The 15,316-nt window shown below is 63.0% G+C and carries 15 protein-coding genes and 1 pseudogene; 13 read left to right on the top strand and 3 right to left on the bottom strand.

Annotated elements, in window-relative coordinates:
* Nucleotides 1-6: 6 nt before the first annotated feature.
* Nucleotides 7-348 carry a helix-turn-helix domain-containing protein gene (locus G6N44_RS17915; RefSeq protein ID WP_163666190.1) on the bottom strand — a complete coding sequence of 114 codons (342 nt, stop codon included), beginning with the start codon at nucleotides 346-348 and terminating at the stop codon, nucleotides 7-9.
* A 131-nt stretch (nucleotides 349-479) separates the two neighbouring features.
* On the opposite strand from G6N44_RS17915, the gene G6N44_RS17910 reads away from it, so the two are divergent.
* The 10 genes and pseudogenes from G6N44_RS17910 to G6N44_RS17865 all read left to right on the top strand — a co-directional run bounded on the left by G6N44_RS17910 (nucleotide 480) and on the right by G6N44_RS17865 (nucleotide 9,229).
* Entirely contained in the window at nucleotides 480-905 is a 426-nt protein-coding gene (locus G6N44_RS17910) for a hypothetical protein (RefSeq protein ID WP_163666188.1), read from the top strand.
* Between the two features lie 2 nt (nucleotides 906-907).
* A complete protein-coding gene (locus G6N44_RS17905; protein WP_163666186.1) occupies nucleotides 908-1,282 on the top strand; it encodes a hypothetical protein in 375 nt (124 codons plus the stop codon).
* Nucleotides 1,283-1,285: 3 nt separating this feature from the next.
* Nucleotides 1,286-2,797 carry a ThiF family adenylyltransferase gene (locus G6N44_RS17900; protein ID WP_163666184.1) on the top strand — a complete coding sequence of 504 codons (1,512 nt, stop codon included), beginning with the start codon at nucleotides 1,286-1,288 and terminating at the stop codon, nucleotides 2,795-2,797.
* A 149-nt stretch (nucleotides 2,798-2,946) separates the two neighbouring features.
* Nucleotides 2,947-3,462: an ASCH domain-containing protein gene (locus tag G6N44_RS17895; protein ID WP_163666182.1), complete on the top strand. Its 516-nt coding sequence runs from the start codon at nucleotides 2,947-2,949 to the stop codon at nucleotides 3,460-3,462.
* Complete coding sequence (locus tag G6N44_RS17890) at nucleotides 3,419-3,739, top strand: hypothetical protein (protein WP_163666180.1); 321 nt, start codon at nucleotides 3,419-3,421, stop codon at nucleotides 3,737-3,739. The genes G6N44_RS17895 and G6N44_RS17890 overlap by 44 nt, the downstream gene beginning before the upstream one ends.
* A gap of 24 nt (nucleotides 3,740-3,763) precedes the next feature.
* On the top strand, nucleotides 3,764-5,026 hold the full coding sequence (gene istA / locus G6N44_RS17885; protein ID WP_163666178.1) for an IS21 family transposase: 1,263 nt from the start codon (nucleotides 3,764-3,766) through the stop codon (nucleotides 5,024-5,026).
* Nucleotides 5,023-5,880 (top strand): IS21-like element helper ATPase IstB, encoded by an 858-nt coding sequence (gene istB / locus G6N44_RS17880; RefSeq protein ID WP_235682774.1) that lies wholly within the window; start codon nucleotides 5,023-5,025, stop codon nucleotides 5,878-5,880. Before istA ends, istB begins: the two co-directional genes overlap by 4 nt.
* A 181-nt stretch (nucleotides 5,881-6,061) precedes the next feature.
* A pseudogene (locus tag G6N44_RS17875) lies at nucleotides 6,062-7,283 on the top strand (IS3 family transposase).
* 41 nt (nucleotides 7,284-7,324) lie between these two features.
* Entirely contained in the window at nucleotides 7,325-8,113 is a 789-nt protein-coding gene (locus G6N44_RS17870; protein WP_197907469.1) for a sulfite exporter TauE/SafE family protein, read from the top strand.
* Between the two features lie 57 nt (nucleotides 8,114-8,170).
* On the top strand, nucleotides 8,171-9,229 hold the full coding sequence (locus G6N44_RS17865; protein ID WP_163666174.1) for a hypothetical protein: 1,059 nt from the start codon (nucleotides 8,171-8,173) through the stop codon (nucleotides 9,227-9,229).
* A gap of 27 nt (nucleotides 9,230-9,256) precedes the next feature.
* Here G6N44_RS17865 and G6N44_RS17860 read toward each other — a convergent pair whose 3' ends face one another.
* Nucleotides 9,257-10,480, bottom strand: a complete 1,224-nt coding sequence (locus tag G6N44_RS17860; RefSeq protein WP_163666172.1) for a hypothetical protein — start codon at nucleotides 10,478-10,480, stop codon at nucleotides 9,257-9,259.
* Nucleotides 10,481-10,960: 480 nt separating this feature from the next.
* Here G6N44_RS17860 and G6N44_RS17855 point away from each other — a divergent pair, with 480 nt between their 5' ends.
* From G6N44_RS17855 to G6N44_RS17845, 3 genes are read left to right on the top strand one after another with little or no spacing between them, the layout of a single operon-like run.
* Nucleotides 10,961-12,226, top strand: coding sequence for a Zn-ribbon domain-containing OB-fold protein (locus tag G6N44_RS17855; RefSeq protein WP_163666170.1), 1,266 nt, complete (start codon nucleotides 10,961-10,963; stop codon nucleotides 12,224-12,226).
* Entirely contained in the window at nucleotides 12,223-13,383 is a 1,161-nt protein-coding gene (locus tag G6N44_RS17850; protein WP_163666168.1) for a thiolase C-terminal domain-containing protein, read from the top strand. Before G6N44_RS17855 ends, G6N44_RS17850 begins: the two co-directional genes overlap by 4 nt.
* Nucleotides 13,384-13,399: 16 nt before the next feature.
* Nucleotides 13,400-14,368, top strand: a complete 969-nt coding sequence (locus G6N44_RS17845) for an LLM class flavin-dependent oxidoreductase (protein ID WP_163666166.1) — start codon at nucleotides 13,400-13,402, stop codon at nucleotides 14,366-14,368.
* Between the two features lie 421 nt (nucleotides 14,369-14,789).
* Here the strand turns inward: G6N44_RS17845 and G6N44_RS17840 are convergent, their stop codons facing one another.
* On the bottom strand, nucleotides 14,790-15,248 hold the full coding sequence (locus G6N44_RS17840; RefSeq protein WP_163666165.1) for a MaoC family dehydratase: 459 nt from the start codon (nucleotides 15,246-15,248) through the stop codon (nucleotides 14,790-14,792).
* Nucleotides 15,249-15,316: the final 68 nt, after the last annotated feature.

The following is a 15,316-nucleotide window of genomic DNA, read 5'->3' as shown; positions in this document are numbered from 1 at the left end:
GCGTATTCATGTGCGTTGATCTCGAAGGTGAGCGATAAACGCAGCGACGGCCTTGCGTTCCGCCTCGCTGAGGTCTGAGCTGCTCAAGGCGTGGTCGAATGTGGTGGCAGCGAGTAAGCCGCCCGCTTCGGGCACCACGTATCCGGCCAACTCCATGAGCGCCGAATAGGGCATCTCGAGCACCGCCGCGAGGCGGTGAAGCACGTTCGGATTCGGCTGTTGCACCTCACCTCCCTCGAGTTTCTGCAGATACGCGACCGAGATCTTCGCCGGCTCAGCGATCGCCTTCAACGACAGCCCACGAATCCGTCGGACCTCTCGTAGTTGGTCGCCTAGCGCGTTGCCCATCTCAACCACCTTCCATATATACCAGAGTGGTGGTAGTCCACCACAGTGTTGACAAGACCCGCAGATTTCCACTACGGTGCACTTCTGACACCAGGGTAGACGGTATCGCCCCGCGAAGAAAGGCCACGACAATGACCGCGCAAGACACCCGGATACGATTCACGCTCGACAACCGCCAGTTCACGACCATCGATGGCGACCAGGAAGCGGCCGCCCTGCTACGACTGGCCGGGCGCGACGCATCCCACTTCGACCTCGCCCGCGTTGATGACGAGGGTGACGAGGCATTCTTCCGCGACAGCGACATCGTGCGGATCCACCCCGGCGACGTTTTCGTCAGTCGCCCACTCGTGCCTTTTACGATCGACGGCCTGGGGTACACGACCCACGACGAAGGCCAAGAGGTTGCCGCGTTGCTGCAACTGGCCGGCGTCGACCCCGACAAGCACTACCTGGCCCGGGTTGGCGAAGCCACGCACCTCGATCCCGCGGAGCTGGTCAAGATCCACGCTGGCGACGAGTTCGTCACCGTGCGCCGCGACAGCCCGGTGGCATAACGGTGAGCGTCGATCGCCACGGTCCCGACCGGTTCCTGGCGGACCTCGCGGCCGCGGGAGTGCCAGGACACCGGGAGGGACCGGCCATCGTCTACACCGTCGCGCCGGCGACTGGATCGCTGGCCGGGAGTCAGATCGACACCGCCGTCAGCCTCAGCGAGTTGCAGTCGTGGCCCACCGTGGTCCCGCACTGGCTGCATTTCCGCGAGGCAATTGCCTTCCCTCACACCAACACCGACACCACGGACTGCCTGCCCGGCTGGCTGCGGCACTCGCGTGACGCCGGGCAATGGGACACCTCCGCCCCACCTGCCCGGGCTTGGCTAGCCCACGTTCGGGGGGCGCTCAGCGTGGCGACAAAGCAGAATCAGGAGTAGGCCATGAGATATTCGGTGGCGATGACCGAGGCGGTCGCCGAACAAGCGCGCCAACACCTGTTACGGCCAGATGGACAAGAGGATGTCTGCCTGGCGACGTACACCGTCTCTACGGGCAAGCACCGCACGACGTACTTGGTCACCTCGCTGGTGCTACCCAGAGCCGACGATCGCCTGATCCACGGCAACGCCTCATTCACCGGTCGCTACCTGCTGCGCGGTGCCGCACACGCCGCCAACCAAGACTGTGGTCTGGCCATGTTGCACTCACATCCGGGAGGAACGGGCTGGCAGCGCCTCAGTTCCACCGACTACGACACCGAACTCAGTTATGCCCACATCGCCCACCAATACACCGGAGGCCCGCTGCTCGGGATGACACTGGCTGGCGCAGACGGCACGTGGTCAGCGCGGATCTGGCATCCGGGCGGGACATCGCCGCAGTGGGCTGAGGCTGTCCGCGTCGTCGGCCCCATGCTGAAGATGTCCTGGAACGACGACCTTCGACCGCCGCCACCCCGAACGGCAGCGCAGGTTCGCACGGTGTCCGCGTGGCCAGCATCCCAGGACTCCATTGCCCGGCTGCGTGTACTGGTCGTGGGGGTGGGCAGCGTCGGACTGGACGTAGCCCAAAGGCTTGCCGCCACCGGCATCACCGACATCGGCGTCATGGACCACGACGTCGTCAAAGAACTCAACCGAGACCGGATGATCGGCGCGACCCGGTTAGACGCGCGGCGACGCCGACGCAAAGTCAATGTCGCCTATCGTCAGATGCACATAGCGACAACAGCGCAACGACCACAGTTCAAGCGCTACCCAATGAGCATCTGCACCACCGAGGGGCTAGCTCACGCACTGGACTACGACATCATTGTCTCGTGCGTGGACCGCCCATGGCCGCGCGCAGTCCTCAATACACTTGCTTACGCTGACCTGATCCCGGTGATCGACGGTGGCCTCACACTGGCAGTCTTCCCCGACGGGCACATGCGCTCGGGAAGTTGGCGCGCGCATACCCTGGTTCCAGGACGGTCATGCATGCAGTGCACCCGCCAGCTCGACCCGACCGACATTCAGCTCGATCGTCGAGGTCTACTTGATGATCCGCACTACATCGAGCAGTCTGGCCGCGAACCCGTCTCCGGGGCACCGAATGTGGCCGCCTACTCCGCCGCGGTCAGCGCAGCCCTGCTCACCCAGTTCGTCAGCCTGACTGCGCACCCCGGCCGCCGAGGAGTCCCGGCACCACTGAGATACCTACTCTCAACCCACAGCCTGCAGGCCCTAACGGACACTACCGGCGAGTTCTGTCAGTACGAATTGGACACGGCAATCGGTGACGGCCGAACCCCGTTAGTACTACCCGAAGCACCCCAACCCGATGGCTCGAGGTGGCCTGTTTTCGGCTTCCGCTGGCACCGGGTCGACGTGGGCTCGTTTCCATCGGCCGCAATACGATGGCTTCACTCAGTCATCGGTGGAACCTCGAGCAGGTCGCCACAGGACAGGTAGGTCCATCATTTTGCCTCGCCGGCGGGGTTTCGCGGCGATCTTGATTGCCTGTGGGCTGAAAGGAACTCGACACCGCTGAGTCTGAAGAAGTCGCCTATGACGCCCGTTTCCGTCAGTCGTTGTCAAGTTTTGTCGCCTAGGATCGGATGATGGACGGTATGCGGCGGGTGAATCATCTGCAGGACCTGTCGGCTTCCGAGCGTGGTTACGCGTCGGGCCGGCCGTCCGATCCGCACGATGACTTGGGTCTGCGGGGACTCATCGTGCGCGACCCCTATGCGACCCAGCTTCTTACTGGCGAGAAGATATGGGAAATCCGGGGTAGGCCCACTCAGATCCGGGGGCCAGTGGTTATCGCCAAAGCTGGCACCGGGCAGGTGTACGGTGTCGCGAACTTGGTTCGTGTCCTGGGTCCGTTGGAACTTGACGATTTGGTGACTGCTGAGGAACTGCCGGCCGACGAGCGGGACGAATTCCGCCGTGAAGGCCTGCCATACGACAAGACTTACGCGTATGTGTTCACCAAGCCGCGTCGGTTCTCGAGGCCGCTGGACTACCAGCATCCAAATGGGGCTGTCACGTGGGTGCGGCTTGGGCAGTTCGACCTGGACGATGTGACCTATGATTCGTCTGCCTTTGGGGGCGCACAGCGCGCTGTGGGCTGAGTTCCTTCAGTTGTTGCTGCATGATCTTGAGCCGCTTGGCTTCTCGGTTACCGATGATGGCGATTGCTTGGTCGTTAACGTGTCGGTGCCGACCGAGGTTGACCGTGCTCGAGCATTTTGGGATGACGCCCATCAGCGTCAGCACGCTGGCCTGCTTACTGAGCAGGCGACCGCGATCGGCGAGTTTGAAGCCAATCACCCGGATGTGTTCGTCCGGACTGATCTGTTTTGTCGCCGATTCCTGAAAAGTAGACCGCCGAGGGTCCCGCAATGTTGACCCATCTGGTGGTCTTTTGGAGGGATGCTATCGGTGGAGGATTGGGCAGAGATTCGGCGGTTGCATCGAGCTGAGGGGGTGCCGATCCGCGAGGTCGCCCGCCGGCTGGGGATCTCGCGGAATACGGTGCGGGCAGCCTTGGCGTCGCAGGGGCCGCCACGGTACGAACGCCAACGGCGTGGCTCGGTGGCCGATGCCTATGAGCCGCAGATCCGCGTGTTGTTGGCCGAATGGCCCAAAATGCCTGCGCCGGTGATTGCCGAGCGGATCGGCTGGCCATATTCGATTTCGCCGTTGAAGAAGAAGTTGCAGCAGATCCGCCCCGAGTATGTCGGTATCGACCCGGTCGACCGGTTTGTGTACCGCCCCGGTGAGATCGCCCAATGCGATCTGTGGTTTCCCGCACCCAAGATCCCTGTCGGCGACGGGCAAGAGCGGATGTTGCCGGTGTTGGTGATGGTGTCAGGGTTCTCGCGGTCAATCGCAGCAGTGATGTTGCCGTCACGGCAGGGCGGCGACATTTTGTCCGGGATGTGGGCGCTGATTCGCCGATGGGGTCGGGTCCCGAAGACCTTGGTCTGGGATCGAGAAGCGGCTATTGGCGGAACGGGGCGAGTCTCGGCGGCGGCCACCGCGTTCGCCGGCACTCTGGCTACCCGCATCCAGTTGGCTCCACCGCGCGACCCCGAATACAAGGGCATGGTGGAACGGGCCAACGGATACTTGGAGACCTCATTTCTCCCGGGACGACGCTTCGCATCACCGGCTGATTTCAACACCCAGCTTTCAGAGTGGTTGGTAAGAGCCAACACTCGCACGGTGCGCTCCATCGGGGCCCGACCGGTCGATCTGCTGGAAACTGACTGCCAAGCGATGCTCGAACTGCCTCCGGTGGATCCGCCGATCGGGTTGACACATCGCATTCGGTTGTCGCGGGACTACTACGTGCGCGTGGACTCGGTGGACTACTCCGTTGACCCGCGGCTGATCGGCAGGTTCGTCGATGTTGCCGCCTCGCCGGAGGAGGTAATGGTGCGCTGCGACGGTCAGCTGGTGGGTCGTCACCGGCGATGCTGGGCCACCCACGCCACCATCACCGATGCAGCACACGTCAGCATCGCAGCCGGGCTGCGCAGCGCCCTGGCGGATCAGCGCCGCCGATGGTCCACCGCGACCCGCCGTCATCATGACGGTCACCCGGTGGCATTACGTGCTCTTCCGGACTATGACGCTCTGTTCGGCGTTGACTTCGACTCCACCCCAACAACAGTGAGGAATAGTTCATGAGCACGGCTACCAGATCCGCCAAGCAGCCGCCGCCCGGTAACAGTGCAGCATCGGCTGCTGATATTTCACCGTCGATCTCGCTGCCAGCCGACGGGTTGCCCGCCCAGTTGGCTTATCTCACAAGGGTGTTGAAAACGCCGACGATCGGACGCTGCTGGGAATCTTTGGCGGCGCAAGCCCGTGACGACAATTGGTGCCACGAAGAGTATTTGGCGGCACTACTGCAACGTCAGGTTGCCGACCGGGAGTCGGCCGGCACGATCATGCGGATCCGAACCGCCCACTTCCCGCAAGTCAAGACCCTGGAAGACTTCAACCTCGATCACTTGCCGTCGCTGCGTCGAGACGTGTTGGCGCACCTGGCGACGGGCATGTTCGTGCCGAAGGCAGAGAACGTCATCCTGCTCGGTCCCCCAGGTATCGGCAAGACCCATATCGCGATCGGACTAGGAGTCAAGGCCGCCCACGCCGGCTACAGCGTGCTCTTCGATACCGCTTCAAACTGGATCGCTCGACTCTCCGAAGCCCATCATGCAAACCGGTTGGAGAGCGAACTGAAGAAGATCCGCCGATACAAGCTGATCATCATCGACGAAGTCGGCTACATTCCGTTCGACCAGGACGCGGCCAACTTGTTCTTTCAGCTGATCGCTTCCAGGTATGAGATCGGCTCGATCATGGTGACGTCAAACTTACCGTTCGGGCGTTGGGGAGAGACATTTTCCGATGATGTCGTGGCTGCAGCGATGATCGACCGACTTGTGCATCACGCCGAAGTCCTCACCCTCACTGGCGACTCCTACCGGACCCGGGCACGACGCGAATTACTCGCCAAGGGTCGTGGCAGCGACTAGACCATCGATACTCCAAGACCCGCGCGAGTCCGGTGATCCAAACCCTGGGGGCCAGTTACCTCGGCGACGATAGTGATCCGCCCCGGCGTGTCTGGAGAGTTCTTCCGTTGGGAAGGATGGGCACGTGGGATCGAAGTCATCGAGGCGGTATCCAGACGAGCTGAAGGTGCGGGCGGTGCAGATGGTGGCCGATCTGCGCAGCGAGACAGTTTCGGAGTGGGAGGCGATGGGCCGGGTTGCTGACCTGCTGGGCGTCGGTACTGCCGAAACGGTGCGCAAATGGGTTCGCCAGGCTGAGATCGACGCCGGCTCTCGGGCGGGGCAGACCAGCGAGGAATCCGAGGTCCTGCGCAAGCTGCGCCGGGAGAATGCCGAACTCAAGCGGGCCAACGCGATCTTGAAGGCGGCCTCGGTTTTCTTCGCCGCCGAGCTCGACCGGCCCTCTCAGTAGTCGTGGAGTTCATCAGCGCCCACCAGCACATGCGGGTGGGCGTTGATGGTCTCGGGGTGTCGAGTCGATGTGCGCTGTGCTTTCCGAGTACGGCGTCACGATCGCCCCGTCGACGTATTACGCCCACCGCGCCCGTCAGGGCCCCTCGAAAGCCGACTGGGCCGATGCGCAGGTGATCGATGCGATCTGGCAGCTTCGCCAATCGCAGAGTCTGTACCGAGTCCTGGGCGCTCGTAAAACATGGATTGTATTGCGCACCAATGGTATCGACGTATCGCGCTGTGTCGTGGAACGGGTCATGCGGGAGATGGGTTGGCGGGGTGCGTGCAAGCGCCGGCGGGTGCGCACCACCGTCGCCGATCCGGCAGCGACGCGAGCCCCGGATCGGGTCCGGCGTAATTTCGTCGCCGGTGCGCCTGACCGATTGTGGGTGGCCGATTTCACCTACTGCCGGACTCGTGCCGGCTGGGCCTACACGGCGTTCGTCACCGATGTCTATGCCCGCAAGATCGTGGGTTGGAAGGTGGCTACCGAGATGACCCAGAAGCTGGTGACCGATGCGATCGACCACGCTATCGACACCAGAAAGCGTTCGGGTGCAGCATCTTTGGATTCACTTATCCACCACAGCGACGCGGGCTCGCAATACACCGCGGTCGCGTTCACCGAACGTCTGGCCGCTGAGGGGATCCTGCCTTCAGTCGGATCCGTCGGGGATAGTTTCGATAATGCTCTGGCCGAATCGGTGAACAGCAGCTACAAGACCGAACTCATCGACCGCCAGCCGCTCTATCCCGGTGCCACCGAACTGGCGCTGGGGACCGCCGAATGGGTGGCCTTCTACAACCGTCAGCGACCCAACGGCTACTGCCAGGACCTGACCCCCGATCGGGCCGAAGCGCTCTACTACCATCGCCAACGGCACCCTCATGCCGAGGAGGCACTCAGATAAGAGAACCTCCCGACATGCCGGGGCGGATCAATAGTGCTCTTGTGAGTGCATTTGAGCTTGTCTTGTTGAGCTTCGTTGCGGGGCTGGGGGTCGCAGTCCTAACAGCTCCCGTGGGCGTGTCCGGAGCAGTATTCCTCCTGCCGATCCAGCTCACTGTCTTGCAAGTCCCCAGTCCCGCAGTCACGCCGACCAACCTGCTGTTTAACATCGTGGCGATCCCTGGGGCACTCCTTCGTTATCGCACCCATGCACCCTTGCGCAGCGCGTTGACCACAGTGCTGCTGATCGGCACCCTGCCCGGCGTCGTTATCGGCGCTTTGGTCCGGGTCTTCCTGATCCCCGGCCCCCAGGTGTTTCGTCTAGTGGTCGCTGGATTCCTCCTGCTCCTGGGCATCTGGCTCTGTCTTCAGCGAAACCGAAACGCAACGACACCATCACATCGGCCTTTGTCCCGCGGCTCTACCGTGGCGGTAGCGCTCGGCGTGGGCGTCATCGGCGGAATCTACGGCATCGGCGGCGGATCACTGCTCAGCCCAATTCTGGTGGGCCGCGGGTTACCGATCGCCACCGTGGCACCCGCCACGCTCGTCTCCACATTCATCACGTCAATCGCCGGCGCGATCACCTACGTCATCCTGGCAATCACCACCACAGGACACCACATCGCACCCAACTGGACGATCGGCCTCATCGCCGGCGCCGGCGGCCTCGTAGGCGGCTACCTGGGCGCACGGATGCAACCACACCTACCCGAACGCGCACTCCGATGGGGTCTAGGTGTACTGGCCATCGCAACCGCAACTCTCTACGCCATTCAAGCCCTGCAATAACCCCGACGGGTCAGTTCTTCGGGAACCCCAGAGGGTCAAAATTCGCGAACCGTTGACATGTTTCAGCCCAGCGCCATCCAGCCGACGCTGGAGATTGTTGATTTCGCCGACAGTCGGCATCGGGCGATCGTCGACTATCTGGCTGTAAGCCAGTCGGTCACTTCGCGTAGGCGCGTCGGACGACGGATGGGTCTGTTGGTCTGGGATGACGGCCAGACTGGGCATCGGCCGCTTATCGGTGCTGCAGTGCTGGCGAGTGCTCGGTACTCGCAACGATTGCGTGATCGCCACCTCGGTTGGCGTACGCATTATCCGAAGACGAGTGCGCACTTCGATGAGGATGCGACGTCGATCCGTGAGGCTGGTCTGGCCCGGATAATGCAACTGTCGATTGCCTGCGCGATGCGGCCGTACGATGTGCTGTCCGGGGCGTGGCTTATCGCGGCGGCGCCTTTCACTGAAGTTGGACAGCGTGCGTTCGAGCTGGCGTGCAAGAAGCAGGATGACCCTGACCTGGCTGCTGTCGTGACCACGACGGGTAAAGGCCCGAGCGGCTTCCCGTTTCGCAACCATCGCCTGGGCCAACTATCGCGTCACAGGTTCAGTGCCGATACCGGTGCAAACGGCAACCTGTACACCCACATCCATCCCGCATCCGAATCGGACACATTGTTCGCGTCCTTCGAAGGCCTGGTGAGCGCGAAGACCGTCGACCTGGCATGCGCACTGCTGCAGAATGAACGTCCCGACCGGTTCGCTACCGCCAAGGACGTGCGGCGTTACGCGGTCACCTACGGGCTGCAGCGCACCGGCCACACTCGGCGCCTGTTTCATGGCAATGAGATGGGTGTTCACATCGGCATGCTCGGTGGTGAAACGCGAGATCACCTGACCCAAGGCACATCTCGGCGCGACCGACCGCGGCTGGATTGGGATGACGTCGTGAAGATTTGGACTGGCAAGTTTCTGCCGCCGTCGGACGGATCGGACGAGACCGCGACTGCGGACACCAAGAACGATCACGCTCTGGCGCGTCGGAAACGGCTCGCCAGGGCGCACAAGTACCCGCAGGAGCAGGTGCCGCTGTCGTTCTATATCACCCCTGCCGGCGGCTAGCCCGTCTGTCGTTGGGCGGCCTTGGCTTTAGCCGCCTTTGCCGAATTTGAACTGTCCGCTCCAGGCCCACCATCCGACACCGACCAATACCGCGGCGCCCACGGCGCATAGGGCGAAAATGGTTGGCTGAAGGTGGAATTCCTTGAGGCAGCCGGCGATGGTGCCGATGCCGGCGATGCAGAGAATGCCGACCACCCACCGCCAGGCGGGCTTGCGTACCGCGAATGTGAGCGTGCATGTGGACCCTGGCGGGTACTTTGATTCCCAGTTTGGGGGTTGGGTTTCGAGCAACATCCGTGGGTACCGTGTGGCGGGGCTTCCGCTAGTTGCGACTGTGAAGCGGTGTGCGACATTGCCTTCCGGACGCAGGACGGAAGGCGCTGGTGACAGCTTAATCGACCCGTCTTCGTCTTCGACCGGGGTGAACGCCACGGTGGCACCCGCGGGGAACCGCTGTGTTGGGCCTGGTGTGTGGGTCTGAATCGAGACCTCGTATTTGCCCAGTTCAGCGATTCGATAATCGCGCTGGAAGGCATCTGGATCGCCGACGATGTTCGTTCTGCGACTGCGCAGTGACAATGTGTCGTTGTCGGAGGAGCGCGCTGCAATGCGGCGGACCGACCTGACCCGCCAGAACACGTCGTCGCTGAACTGCGTGTCTCGTTCGTGAAAACGGTCAATGACTGCGGCCCATCGGTCCTGGCTGTCGCTGACCAACGCGTTGCGCGTTGCCGCCAAATCCTCTGGCAGCGTCGCGATCCACGAGAATTGGGTGGCGCGATCGCCGAACGGCAGCGCGTTCTCTTGTTCCAGCGCGGCCACTAATGCTTGCACCGCATCGCTTCTCGGGTCGATGAACCCGCGCAGTTCGAGGTGGAACTTGAACACATCCCGTTGAGGTTCAGCACCCCTGGCACTGGATACCGACACGATGCGAGCGGATCGGGTGGGAATGAACGTGTCTATCGTCGACCGCAGCATTTCGGTCGGATCACTGTCGCCCTTGCGGAATCCTCGTCGCTCGCCGTACATCAGCAGCACGTCGACAGGGGCTGCGTTACGGTCGCCGGCGAGCTCGTCGAGGACTTGGGCTGCGGCTGAGGTCGTGAGGCGGCGTTCGTAGTCGTAGGGCAGCACGGCGCCGGCGGGGGAGGCCAGCACGCGGTGGACGTCGGCGTAGAACTCGGTTTGGGTTGACGTGTCGAAGACGACCAGTAGCGGGTGCTGCGGGTCGGTGGCGCTGTTCGGCATGGCGTTCCCCGGGCAGTTGGCGGTGGGCCATCAAACTCTATGCCTCATGCCATGTTGGTCTGTGTCGAGACGGTGTTTGGCGAGTCGGCGCATAGCGGGCCGCGAACTGAGCGTCGCCTGTTTGTTACGGAACCCAGCGGCGCAGTAGCAGGCACACAACGACAGGGCACCCAGGCGTGTCGCTGGAGATTGTCAAAGTTGCTTGCAAAAGGCCCTTCGCCACAGCTGAAGACGCTTGATTCGCGAGCCATTGCACCCCACACCCAGAGTTCAACACTCCACCAAAGCTCATCGTTATGCGTATGGCGACGGTCAGGCAACCAGCGGCGACGCACAGATCGGCTCAACGTCCGTGGCCTGGACCCCGAGGCGTGGCATACCTCACATGTAATTATCTAACTATATATCCTATTCTGAACGCAGTTGCGCCGCCTTGGTTCGCCGTCGGCGGACCCTACCCTGAGATCGAGGTTGACCATCGTGAGTGATGTCGTTTCCATCGGCACGTACCTTCCGCCGTGGACAACCGCGGTGGGGAACAACATTCGTCGGGCAAAGGGCCCCGACGAGGATGCGGTGACCATGGCTGTGGCCGCCGGGCGTGCAGCCGACCCGACCGCGTCGGCGCGGCTCGTGGTCCTTGTCTCGCGCGACTTCCCACTGTTGGAGGGTGGTAACGGCGCGGTCCTCCTGGCCGGGTTGTCGCTGCCTGCCGACGTTCCGGTCACCGAGGTGCTCGGTGGGGCACCGGCTGTGCTCGACCAGATCACGTCGGCCCCCGCCGGCACGCTTGTCATCGCCGCCGATGACACCGAGACCGTCGCCTCCGCCGCTGCGGCACTGACCGGAGACCAAGGTTCTGGTGCGGCGCTGATCCCGCTCGGTCGGCAGACACGCAGCTTGCCGACGACGGCGCGGGGGCGGGACGGAAAGCATCACGTATATGCCGATGCACGGTTGCAGCGCGAGATCGGCGTGAAGTCGACCCTGGCCCAATTGCGGCTCGACGCGACGCAATCGGTCGCCGCGGTCGCTGGAGTCAAGGCGGGACAACTCGAGGCAGGCTTGGACACGAGCGCCGCGGCCGACGATGCAACAGTATCGGGGGCAGCACTGATTCGCGTTTTGGCAGCAGCCATCGAGAATGGCACTTCGGGTTTGGTGTTGGCTGTCGAGCAGTCCTGCATCACGGCCGCCAGACTAGAGTTGGGTGCCGCTCAGCCGGCGATAACGCGGGATGAGGCGGTGACCGGCGAACTGCCTCGATTCTCGACGGCTGACGGTGTGGGCATTCCGATCTCGCTGGCGGCCTATGCGCGCGCGTTCGAGCCCAAGCTGCGATGGGAGGCCGCGGTATTCGACGAGCGGCCCGGCATCGACTCCGCGCCGCAGTTCCCTCCGCGCGCCCGTGTCGACGACAACGGCATGCTCGCCACCGATTACCGGCTCGTGCCGCTGCCGCGCACCGGCACCGTTTACACCCACACCACGGTGCGAATCCCGGTACCTGACTTGCCTGGCCCGTATTCGCTGGCGGTCATCCAGCTCGACAAGAGCCCGGTCCGAGTGCTGCTCAAGGTGACTGGAGTTCCGGCCGGAGAAGCCACCGTCGGTCAGGCCGGTTCGGTGGTGCTGCGAAAGATCGCCTCCCGCAGCGGAATTCCGGACTACGGCTACGCATTCTGGCCCAACAGGGTCGCAGCCCACCCAAAATCAGCCCTCGATGTGCAAGGAGAATTGGTGTGAGGAACGTCGCCATCGTGGGAGCCGGGATGACTCCGTTCGGTGAGCATTTCGATCTGGGGATCAAGGATCTGATCCCGATGGCGTACGCCGAGTGCGTCGCCAATGTCGATAAGGGCATCAGCAAGTCTGAGTTGCAGGCCGCGTGGTTCGGCGAGTTGACCACGACCGATGGTTCGCCTGCGGCGATTCTGGCCGACACTCTCGATCTCACCGGCATCCCGGTGACCAGGGTCGAGAATGCTTGTGCCACCGGAAATGATGCGATCCGCAATGGCGTGCTGGCGATTGCGTCGGGTGCCTACGACGTGGTGCTGGTGGTGGGTGCGGACAAGGTTCGCGAGACCGCGACGAACGCGACGTTCTGGGAGTGGGCGGGGCTCACGCGTGACACCGCGTGGGACTACCCCCTGGGCTTGGTCGCCCCGGCTAACTTTGCGTTGCATGTCACCCGGTATCTGCACGAGTCGCCGGCCACCAAGGAGCACTTGGCGATGGTGGCGGTCAAGAATCACTTCCATGCTCTAAACAACCCGAAAGCGCAGCTGCGTTTTGAGATCACCGTCGAGCAGGTGTTGGCCGCGCCGATCATCGTGGAACCGTTCGGCCTGTATGACTGCACGCCGCAGAGCGACGGCGCCGCCGCGGTCATTCTCGCCGCCGAGGACGTCGTCGATCGGTACACCGACCGCCCGGTGTGGGTGCGCGGCGTCGGGTTGGGCATGGACCGGGTGATGCATCAGCACAAGTCGGACATGACGAGTTTTCCCCCGACGGTGCGCGCCGCCAAGGCCGCGATGAGCATGGCTGGTCTGACACCGCGCGATATCGATGTCGCCGAGGTGCACGACTGCTTTACTGGGGTCGAATTGATCAGTTATGAAGACTTGGGGTTCGCGAGCCGCTTCGAGGCTTACAAGCTGGTCGAGGGTCGCGAACATTATGTCGGCGGCTCCATCCCGATCAATCCGAGCGGCGGGTTGAAGGCCAAGGGGCACCCGCCGGGCGCCACGGGTGTGGCGCAGTGCTACGAGTTGTTCAACCAGTTACGGGGCGACGCCGAAAACCAGGTCGATGGGGCACGGGTGGGATTGACACACAACATCGGTGGGCCGACCGCGGTGTCCGCGGTGACAATTCTCTCCAGCGACAAGAACTGACGTTGAGGACTCGGCGATGAAGGTCGGCGTGTACTTCGACATGCGCAACCCGCCCGCGTGGCGTCAGAACTGGAGCCAGCTCTACGGGTTCACGTTGGAGATGTGCCAGGAAGCCGAACATCTCGGCATTGACTCTGTGTGGACCAGTGAGCATCACTTGTTCGAGGACGGCTACCTCACACAGCCATTGACGATGCTTGCGGCGATGGGTGCGGTCACCCGGAAGGTGCGACTGGGCACCGCCGTTCTGCTTGCGCCGCTGCGCTCGGCGATTCAGATCGCCGAGGAAGCGACCATCGTCGACGTGATCACCGGTGGGCGGCTCGATCTCGGTCTCGGCGCGGGATACCGCCATCCAGAGTACGAACTGTTCGGGGTAGACATCTCCCGGCGCTACACCACAACAGACCGTCGGGTCACAGAGTTACGTGAGATCTTCTCCGATGACCGGCATGTGCCGGCACCGGTCCAGGGTCGCATCCCGATCTATCTCGGTTATCAGGGACCGAAAGGCGCCAGACGGGCCGGGAAGCTCGGGGCCGGTCTGCTGAGCGCAAACGGCGCTCTGTGGCCGCACTACCGGGAGGGACTCGCCGCAGGCGGCCACGATCCTTCGGTGGGTCGCATGAAGGGTTCCTTCTCGGGTTGGGTGACCGAGGACCCCGAGGCCGACTGGCCGGTGGTGAAGGAACACCTGCAATATCAGCTCGACTCTTACCGGCGGTACATGGTCGAGGGCACCGACATGCCACTACCCCGGCCGGTCGACCCCGACCGCATCCGCAGGGAATCCGACTTGGGCAAAGTGCTCGGCGCGTTCGTCCACAACACCCCCGAGGTCGTCGCCGAGTCGGTGCGACACTACGTCGGGAACGCACCCGTCGAGGAGATCTTCCTGTGGTCATCCATCGCAGGAATGCCAGAGCAGCTGGTGGCCGACCACATCCGACTGATCGCCACCAAACTCAGGCCACTCCTCGCCTGACCAGTGGCCAGCAGCCAAGAAGTTACCCGCACGCTGATTGCCGGCCGTCATCCACGAGCCCACCGCGACCGCCGCGCACTCCTGCAGCGAACCCACGACGACTTGCATAGCAAACGTGCTGGCGGTACGTGCCTTGCTAGCGTCGGGTTCGACCCGTCGACGATGCCGACTACTGCAGTGCGGATTTACCGCGGGCAGATGCGCACCCTCGCGGATATCTCCGAGAAGAAGCGGACCTTCAGGTCGACTGTGATGGTCGCTCGCCAGCCTGTCGGCCGGAAGCGGTTCTCGACCGAATCTTGCCTTTGATCCGAGGTCAGAAGTCCAGCGCGCCCAGGATGATCGCGTCCGCATCCTCGACGGGTTTGAGGCAATGCCGCCGTCCGCGGTGGGTAGCTCTGCTCAGTGCGTTGACGCACGCTCAGAACACATACCGTGCGATCAGGTCCGCGACTGCGGCGGGCTTGTCCGATCCGTCGATTTCGATGGTGTGGCGCACGGTCAGATTCACTATGTTGTCGGCGGCTTTGGCGGCGTCGATCAATTCAGAGCGGATGCGGATCCGGCTGTCCGCGGTGACCGCGGCGACGAAGCGGACTTTGTTCAGCCCGTAGTTGACGCCCATCTTCGCGTTCTGCACAACGTAGTTGTCCTTGCTCATTTTCGGGATCAGCGATAGGAGCAGAAAGCCGTGGGCAACCGTAGCGCCGTAGGGACTGTCGGATGCTGCGCGGTCCGCATCGAGGTGTATCCATTGGTGGTCTTCGGTGACGTCGGCGAAGGTGTCAATGCGCGCCTGGTCGATCTCCTTCCAACCGCTCACTCCGAGTTCGTGACCCACCAGCCGCAACGCATCATCGATGGACGTGATCACCTTCATGGTTGCCTCTTCTCTCCTCCATGCGACGCGGATTTTCGCGTGCCGATGGTCCGATATGGCCGGGGCCC

Origin of the sequence: Mycolicibacterium alvei (assembly GCF_010727325.1) — a bacterium.
In the GTDB taxonomy this organism is placed as follows: Bacteria; Actinomycetota; Actinomycetes; order Mycobacteriales; family Mycobacteriaceae; genus Mycobacterium; species Mycobacterium alvei.
The sequence above is the reverse complement of the archived record's forward strand: the minus strand, read 5'-3'. Positions and strand labels throughout refer to the sequence as shown.

Bases quoted from the DNA above. Each gene is read 5' to 3' on its own strand.
- G6N44_RS17895 (WP_163666182.1), top strand. From the start codon at position 2,947: ATGGACGGTATGCGGCGGGTGAATCATCTGCAGGACCTGTCGGCTTCC.
- G6N44_RS17860 (WP_163666172.1), bottom strand. From the start codon at position 10,480: ATGCCGAACAGCGCCACCGACCCGCAGCACCCGCTACTGGTCGTCTTC.
- G6N44_RS17915 (WP_163666190.1), bottom strand. From the start codon at position 348: ATGGGCAACGCGCTAGGCGACCAACTACGAGAGGTCCGACGGATTCGT.
- G6N44_RS17845 (WP_163666166.1), top strand. From the start codon at position 13,400: ATGAAGGTCGGCGTGTACTTCGACATGCGCAACCCGCCCGCGTGGCGT.
- istA (WP_163666178.1), top strand. From the start codon at position 3,764: ATGCTATCGGTGGAGGATTGGGCAGAGATTCGGCGGTTGCATCGAGCT.
- G6N44_RS17890 (WP_163666180.1), top strand. From the start codon at position 3,419: ATGATTCGTCTGCCTTTGGGGGCGCACAGCGCGCTGTGGGCTGAGTTC.
- G6N44_RS17900 (WP_163666184.1), top strand. From the start codon at position 1,286: ATGAGATATTCGGTGGCGATGACCGAGGCGGTCGCCGAACAAGCGCGC.
- G6N44_RS17840 (WP_163666165.1), bottom strand. From the start codon at position 15,248: ATGAAGGTGATCACGTCCATCGATGATGCGTTGCGGCTGGTGGGTCAC.
- istB (WP_235682774.1), top strand. From the start codon at position 5,023: ATGAGCACGGCTACCAGATCCGCCAAGCAGCCGCCGCCCGGTAACAGT.
- G6N44_RS17865 (WP_163666174.1), top strand. From the start codon at position 8,171: ATGTTTCAGCCCAGCGCCATCCAGCCGACGCTGGAGATTGTTGATTTC.
- G6N44_RS17910 (WP_163666188.1), top strand. From the start codon at position 480: ATGACCGCGCAAGACACCCGGATACGATTCACGCTCGACAACCGCCAG.